At 70.3% G+C, this 7,301-nt stretch carries 8 protein-coding genes; all 8 read right to left on the bottom strand.

The annotated features are described in order from the left end of the window. On the bottom strand, nt 1–845 hold an 845-nt coding region (locus GO615_RS23280), incomplete at its 3' end, for a formyltransferase family protein (RefSeq protein ID WP_281358748.1). A 7-nt stretch (nt 846–852) separates the two neighbouring features. Then, on the bottom strand, nt 853–1,917 hold the full coding sequence (gene hypE, locus GO615_RS23275) for a hydrogenase expression/formation protein HypE (RefSeq protein WP_169132268.1): 1,065 nt from the start codon (nt 1,915–1,917) through the stop codon (nt 853–855). Further along, entirely contained in the window at nt 1,914–3,065 is a 1,152-nt protein-coding gene (gene hypD, locus GO615_RS23270; protein ID WP_169132267.1) for a hydrogenase formation protein HypD, read from the bottom strand. Before hypD ends, hypE begins: the two co-directional genes overlap by 4 nt. Then, nucleotides 3,062–3,316 (bottom strand): HypC/HybG/HupF family hydrogenase formation chaperone, encoded by a 255-nt coding sequence (locus GO615_RS23265; RefSeq protein ID WP_169132266.1) that lies wholly within the window; start codon nt 3,314–3,316, stop codon nt 3,062–3,064. Before GO615_RS23265 ends, hypD begins: the two co-directional genes overlap by 4 nt. 201 nt (nt 3,317–3,517) lie before the next feature. Next, a complete protein-coding gene (locus GO615_RS23260; RefSeq protein WP_169132265.1) occupies nt 3,518–4,666 on the bottom strand; it encodes a Kae1-like domain-containing protein in 1,149 nt (382 codons plus the stop codon). Nucleotides 4,667–4,674: 8 nt separating this feature from the next. Then, a complete protein-coding gene (gene hypB, locus GO615_RS23255) occupies nt 4,675–5,607 on the bottom strand; it encodes a hydrogenase nickel incorporation protein HypB (RefSeq protein WP_169132264.1) in 933 nt (310 codons plus the stop codon). 176 nt (nt 5,608–5,783) lie between these two features. Continuing rightward, nucleotides 5,784–6,125 (bottom strand): hydrogenase maturation nickel metallochaperone HypA, encoded by a 342-nt coding sequence (hypA, locus tag GO615_RS23250; RefSeq protein ID WP_169132263.1) that lies wholly within the window; start codon nt 6,123–6,125, stop codon nt 5,784–5,786. Continuing rightward, on the bottom strand, nt 6,118–7,239 hold the full coding sequence (locus GO615_RS23245; RefSeq protein ID WP_169132262.1) for a nickel-dependent hydrogenase large subunit: 1,122 nt from the start codon (nt 7,237–7,239) through the stop codon (nt 6,118–6,120). Before GO615_RS23245 ends, hypA begins: the two co-directional genes overlap by 8 nt. Nucleotides 7,240–7,301 lie beyond the last annotated feature (62 nt).

Here is a 7,301-nt window from a genome sequence, read left to right as displayed (position 1 = left end):
TCGCCGGGGGTCGCGGGGTGGGCGTCGAAGAGGTGGCAGGGCGTGCCGAATAGTGCGTCGGCGACGCCGGGGAAGCCGTCGGCGGCGCGGAGTTTTTGCAGGATCTTCGCAGTGGAGTCGGTCGTCCAGTCGATCGCGCGGTCCTGTTGCTTCATCAGGGGGCGTTCGATGCCGACCGTCGATTGTTGCCGTGCTAAACCGCCCCCTCCGGGCGCTGTCTCGCGCTTCGTTGAACGCGTGGCGGACGCCTCAGCACGAAACACCGCCCGAAGGGGGCTGCCGTGTACGGGACTGGATGAGCATTCGTTGTCTTGGACGTTCGGGTTCTTGGTGCTTTCTGCGCTTTCAAGAATCTGCACGAGCGGTGTTGGCGCCCATCTTCCGGCGCGCCAGTCGGCGACGTTTTCGATAGCCGTTCTGACCGCCTGCAACGCGGCCGCCGTCACTTCGTTGCGGTAGAGGCTGGCCTTCGTGCCGTTTCGCATCGGGAACCGGACGCTCGACCAGACGGGGCCGGCATCCATCTGCGCTTCGGCTTGCAGGACCGTCACGCCCCACTCCCCTTCCCCGTTCGTGATCGCCCAGTCGAGCGCCGAGGGGCCGCGGTCGCCGACGATGCCGGGGTGCACGATGAGCGTGAGGTGGCGCGACCAGATCGATTCGGGCACCGCACGCTTGAGGAAGGGCGCGAGAATCAGGTCGGGGCAGAACAGTTCGACGGCTTCTTCGGCGACGCGGTCGGCGATGTCGAATTCGACGGAGAGTTCGTGGCCGTCGGCCTGCAGCTCGGCGAAGAGGCGCTGGGTGAGGCTGTTGAAGCTGTGGGTGAGGAGGAGGATGCGCATGTCGGTCTCAACAAATCCTCGGCAGTTGTTCGCCGGAGAGCCAATCGACCATGCGCCGCCCGCCGAACGACGTGCGGATCTGCACGAAGGCATTGGGGTCCGTCGTGACGGTGCCGATGCGCGCAGCGCGGCTGCCCAGCGGATGCGCGCGCATTGCGGCGAGGAGAGGCTCCGCATCGTCGGCCGCGCAGATCGCGATCAGCTTGCCTTCGTTCGCGACGTAAAGCGGATCGAGACCGAGCAGTTCGCACGCGGCGGCGACCTGGGGCTGGACGGGGATCGCGGCCTCGTCGAGCTCCATGCCGACGCCGGACTGGGTGGCGATCTCGTTCAAGGTCGTCGCGAGGCCGCCGCGCGTCGGGTCGCGCAGGACACGGATCGTCGGCACCGCATCCAGCATCGCGCCAATCAGGCCGTGCAGCGCGGCGGTGTCGGAGGCGATCTCGGAGTCGAAGGCGAGCGACTCGCGCTGCGCCATGATCGCCATGCCGTGATCGCCGAGCGTGCCGGAGACAAGGATCGCGTCGCCGGGACGCGCGTTCGCACCGCCGATCTCGCGCCCCAACGGCAATGCGCCGACGCCGGTGGTGGTGATGAACACGCCGTCGCCCTTGCCCTGCTCGACGACCTTGGTGTCACCGGTGACGACCGGCACCCCGGACTCGCGCGACGCGTGCGCCATCGAAGCGACGATGCGCGCGAGGTCCGCCAGCGGGAAGCCTTCCTCGAGGATGAAGCTCGCGGCCAGATACAGCGGGCGGGCGCCCATCACGGCGAGGTCGTTGATCGTGCCGTGCACGGACAAGCAGCCGATGTCGCCGCCGGGGAAGAACAGCGGGCTGACGACGTGGGCGTCGGTCGCGACAACGAGGCGCTCGCCTGCCGCGGGAGCCGGCAGCACGGCGCCGTCGTCGCCGCGGTCGAGGTGTTCGTTGGCGAAGGCGGCGGCGAAGAGTTCGGAGATCAGCTGCGCCATCGCGCGGCCGCCCGCGCCGTGGCCCATGTCGACGCGTCCGTGCTTGAGATCCAGCGGGCGCACGTAGCCCTTCCTGACGGTTCCGGCGAGGCTCATGAGGCGGTCCCGGCGACGACCGGGATGTCCCGGAAGCGCCCGTAGTTGTAGTGCGCCGCGCAGGCGCCTTCGGACGACACCATGCACGAGCCCATCGGGTTCTCGGGCGTGCACACGGTGCCGAACAGCTTGCAGTCGATGGGCGTCTTCACGCCGCGCAGGATCGCGCCGCATTCGCAGGCGCGGTTGTCGGGGACGGAGACGAATTCGAGGCCGAACTTCGCCTCGGCGTCCCACGCGGCGAAGGGCGCGCGGATACGCAGCGCGGAGTATGGCACTTCGCGCAGCCCCCGCCATTCGAAGCTGCGGCGCAATTCGAAGACTTCGGACACGAGGCCCTGCGCCTTGAGGTTGCCCTCCTCGCTCACCGCGCGGGTGAACTCGTTCTCGACCTCGGCGCGGCCTTCGTTCACCTGGCGGATCAGCATGCGGATCGCCTGCATCACGTCGAGCGGCTCGAATCCGGCGATCACGACGGGCTTGCGGTATTCCTCGGCGAAGAAGGCGTAGGGGCGGCTGCCGATGATCGTCGATACGTGGGCCGGACCGATGAAGCCGTCGAGCGGCACGGTGCCGAGCTCGCGCACTTCGGGCGATTCGAGGATGGTCAGGATCGCCGAGGGCGTCAGCACGTGGTTGCACAGCACGCTGAAGTTGGCGAGCCCCAGCGCCTGCGCCTGGCGTAGCACCAGCGCGGTGGGCGGAGTCGTCGTCTCGAAGCCGATCGCGAAGAACACGACTTCGCGCTCGGGGAGCTTCTGCGCGAGCGCCAGCGCATCGGCCGCCGAATACACCATACGGATGTCGGCGCCACGCGCCTTGGCCTTCAGCAACGACAGGCCGTCGGACGCGGGCACGCGCAGGCAGTCGCCGTAGGTGCAGATCGTGACATCGGGGCGCGACAGCGCGAGGCGGATCGCCATGTCGATGCGGCCGATCGGCAGCACGCACACCGGGCAGCCGGGGCCGTGGATCATGCGCACGTTGGCGGGCAGCAGGTCGGTGACACCGTAGCGCGAGATCGCGTGCGTGTGGCCGCCGCAGAATTCCATGAAAGCGTAGTTGCGGCCGGGGTCGGCGTCGCGTGCGATGGCGTCGGCGAGTTTGCGCGCGAGCGTGCCGTCGCGGAATTCGTCGACGTATTTCACGCGCCGTCCTCGGTCGCGGCGGCGAGTGCGGGCCCGGCGAGGCCGGCTTCGGCGAAGAGCGCGAGCGTCTGTTCGGCCTCCTCCTCATCCAGCTTCGACAGCGCGTAGCCGACATGCACGATCACGTAGTCCCCGACTTCGGCGCCGTCGACCAGCGCGAGCGAGATCTCCTTGCGCACGCCGCCGAGGTCGACGCGGCAGGCGTCACCGGGGAGCAGTTCGACGATGCGGGCAGGGATGGCGAGGCACATGCTTGTTCCTTCGATTCGGTTATGCGTGGCTGTGGGAGCGGCTTCAGCCGCGAATGGGCGCCGATTCGCGGCTGAAGCCGCTCCCACAGCGTCCGGTTCGCGCAGAACCGTAGGGCGGAAGAAGCCGAAGGCGCATTCCGCCGAACCGCGTCCGACCCTGCGACGAAGGCCGATGGCGGGATACGCTGCCCTGCTCCCGCCCTACGATTCACGGCCTTCCCCGGCTATCAGGCGATGCACCGCCACCCACGCCTGCCCAAGCGCGAGGCCGGCGTCGCCGGGCGACAGGCGCTGCGCTTCGAGGACCGTGAGGCCGCGCACGCGCAGGGCCGCCGCGAGGCGTTGCGACAGGATGCGGTTGTGCAGGCAGCCGCCGGAAAGTGCGACGACGTCGAGGCCGGTGCGCATTGCCGCCAGCGCGACCCACTCGTCGAGTGCGGCGGCGAGCGTGACGTGGAAACGCGCCGCGCCGCGGCCCGTGTCCGGTTCGTCCGCCAGCGCGACAAGCAGCGGCAGCAGGTCGAGCCGCCCTGCCCCGTCTATCGTCCAGCCACCGGCCTCGGGTTCGACTTCGCCGGTATTGTCGAGGTGCTCGGCCGCCGCGCGCTCCAGCGCGATCGCGGCTTCCGCCTCGACGTGCATTACCGGGCACAGGCCCAGCAGCCCCGCGGCGGCGTCGAATACGCGGCCGAGGCTGGAGGTCGGTGGACACAGCGCGGCACGATCCAGCAGCTGCGCGAGCATCGCCGCCGCGGGCTGGGCGGCGAAGCGGCTCGCGATTTCGGCGGCGCGGCCGGCACGGTGCAGCACCGCCGCGGCCATGCGCCAGGGTTCGCGCGCCGCGCGGTCGGCACCGGCGAGTGGCAGGGGCGCGAGATGGCCGAGGCGCTCGAAGTGCGCGCCGTCGACGCGTAGCAGCTCGCCGCCCCAGGCCATCCCATCCGTGCCGAGGCCGACGCCGTCCAACGCGAGGCCCAGCGCCGGGCCACGGTGGCCGTGCTCCGCCAGCACCGCGGCGACGTGCGCGTGGTGGTGCTGCACGGCGATGGCCGGTACGCCGAGGCGCTCCGCCAGCTCCACCGCGCGACGGCTGGAATGGAAGTCGGGATGCAGGTCGTGCACCACGACCACGGGCTGCCGATACGCGATCATCGCCTCGGCCCACGCGTCCATGTCGTGACACGCCTCGGGGGTGTCGAGATCGCCGACCGGCGCGCCGAGATGCGCCTCGCCGTCATGCGCGAGGCACAGGGCGTTCTTGAAATACGCGCCGAACGCGAGCACGGCCGGCCCGCTCGACGCCAAGGGAATCGTCACGGCGAAGGGAGGTGCGTCGTGCGCGGCACTCATCGTCCGACTCAGGCCGACTGCACCGCGGCTGCGCGAGCGGCGCGCGCCTTCGCCATGCCCTGCTCGAGCCAAGCGAGCCACTCGGCGATACCCTCACCGCTCGTCGAGGAGGTACGGATCACCTCGATCGCCGGATTCACGCGGCGCGCGTAGGCGATCGCGCGCTCGACGTCGAAGGCGAGATACGGCAGCAGGTCGACCTTGTTCAGCAGCATCAGGTCGGCGGCGGCGAACATGTCGGGGTACTTGAGCGGCTTGTCCTCGCCCTCGGTCACCGACAGGATCGCGACCTTGTGCGCCTCGCCGAGGTCGAAGGCGGCCGGGCACACGAGGTTGCCAACGTTCTCGATCAGCAGCAGGCTGTCGTCGGCGAGGTCCATCTGCCGGAGCGCGCGCGCGACCATGTCGGCGTCCAGGTGGCAACCCTTGCCGGTGTTGATCTGCAGCGCCGGCACGCCGGTCGCGCGGATGCGCTCGGCGTCGAATTCGGTCTGCTGGTCGCCTTCGATGACGGCCGCGGGGATGCGCCCGGCGAGTTCGGTGAGCGTGCGCACGAGCAGCGTCGTCTTGCCCGACCCGGGGCTGGAGACGAGGTTCAGCGCGAAGATGCCGCGCGCGGCGAGGGAACACCGGTTCTCGTCGGCCCGGGCGTCGTTCTTGCCGAGGATGTCGCGCTCGATCCTGACCATCTGCGACTGCGTGAGCCCGGGCGCGTGCGCGTGGGCCGGGCCGGTGCCGAAGTGCAGGTGGTGATGGGCGGAATGGATGTGCGCGTCGCCGGCCGCGGCCTCAGCGGCGGGTTCGCGAGAATGTTCATGCGCTTGCGCGGGGGCCGCGGCCTTCCACCCGCGCGTCGCGCCGCCCTTCGGCCGCGCGGCCTTCGACCACCCCGCACCGCCGATACTCACTTCACCTGCCCCGCAACCACATACCGTGCACATGTCCTGCTCCGTCCTCTCATTTCCCGCACGAACCGTAGGGCGGGAGGAGCCGAAGGCGTATCCCGCCAATCCCTCCGCCGGAGGGCACTCCCGCGCCGCACGGCGGGATGCGCTGCGCTCCTCCCGCCCTACGCCTTCATCCCCGCTCGAAAGCCTCGGTCGAACGCATCATCCCTTCATTCGACTTCGATTTCCTTGACGCGCATCTCTGTCCCACCGGTCGGCCTGAGCTGATAGCCGCCGCATTCGGGGCATGGATCGTAGCGCTGCGCGAGCGGCACGCTGCGGTCGCATGCGAGGCACCAGCCGACGCCGGGGACGGCCTCGATCTCGATCGCCGCGCCGTCCGCGAGCGAGTCGCGCAACACGACGTCGAGGCAGAAGCGCAGCGCCTCGACCTCCACCGACGACAGCTCGCCGATCTCCAGCACGACGGTCTTCACGCGCTGCGCGCCTTGCGCGCCCGCGGCGTCCTCGACGATGCCGCGCACGCTCTCGGCGAGCGACATTTCATGCATCGGCTACATCCTCGATCGCGATCTGGTACTCGACGCAGGGATCCAGCGACAGCGCGAGCGCCTTCAGGCGCAGCAGCGCCGCCTCGTCCGAATCGGCCTCCCAGCCGCAGCCTTCGCGCACGAAGGGGCCGTCGGCGTGGAAGTTCCACTCGGTCGGCGCGACGATCGCGTACTCGGCGATGCGCTCGCCGTCGAGACGCACCGCGTGCATCAGCAGGCCGCGCGCAGTCTCGACGCAGGCGAGCCCGGCGTGCTCGCCGAGCGGCGCCGCATCGATCAGCTTGGGCATGTCGGACGCGAGCGGATGGCGCAGGCGGCTCGCACATTCCGAGAGATCGACCACCCGCGCGAACAGCCGTGCGGCGATGCGATGGCGGTGCATGAGCAGGCCGCGCACCATCAATTCCCCGGCGTGACGCGACAACACCCCGGTTTCGTGCGCCTTGCCGAAGAGGGTCGGCGTCGCGCAGAAATCCGCCGACGGCACCCCGCCCAGCTCGTTCGCCCACGCGCCCGCCGACAGCATGGGCAGGAGCGGTACGGCCTCTTCCTTCGGGGTCGAGGAGCCCATTTCGATCAGGTCGCCGAGCGCCGCGCCGATGGTGCCGCCGCGCCGCGCGCGCTCGACGAACTCGCGCAGGCTGCTCGGTCCGCGCGTGGCCATGAAGAAGCCCTGCAGCAATTCCACGGCGACCAGGTCGAGGATATCTCCGCCCAACTCGTAGGCTGCGCGGGCGTCCACGAGGCGCGCCAGGCGACGGTGCAGTTCCGCGAAGCGGTCGCGGCGCGGCGCGTGGCCGAACAGCGTGGGCCAGTCGAGCATGAGGCGCCACAGGTGCTCCTGCGTCATTTCGGTCGCGAGCTCGCGCTCCTCGGCCCAGGCCTCGGGGCGCGCCGTTTGCGTGGCGCCCGCCGCGACACAGGCCGCCGTGGCGGCGATCCGCTGCGCGTGCGAGCACAGGCTGAAGAGGGTCGGAACGAGCTTGAGCGCCTCGTCGACCGTCCGCCCGACGAGTACGCGCGCGGCCTGCGGCCGGGGGTTGTCGACCTCGACATGGACGATCCTCCGCCCTTGCCGCCGCGCCACCAGCCGCATCACTCCCCCCGGGTTCATCCGCCTTCTCCGTTCCGCCGTCCGGTCGCCACACGCTTGCCGCCGCACCCCATGCGCGCGCG

Origin of the sequence: Aromatoleum evansii, from assembly GCF_012910805.1 — a bacterium.
Taxonomy (GTDB): domain Bacteria; phylum Pseudomonadota; class Gammaproteobacteria; order Burkholderiales; family Rhodocyclaceae; genus Aromatoleum; species Aromatoleum evansii.
The sequence above is the reverse complement of the archived record's forward strand: the minus strand, read 5'-3'. Positions and strand labels throughout refer to the sequence as shown.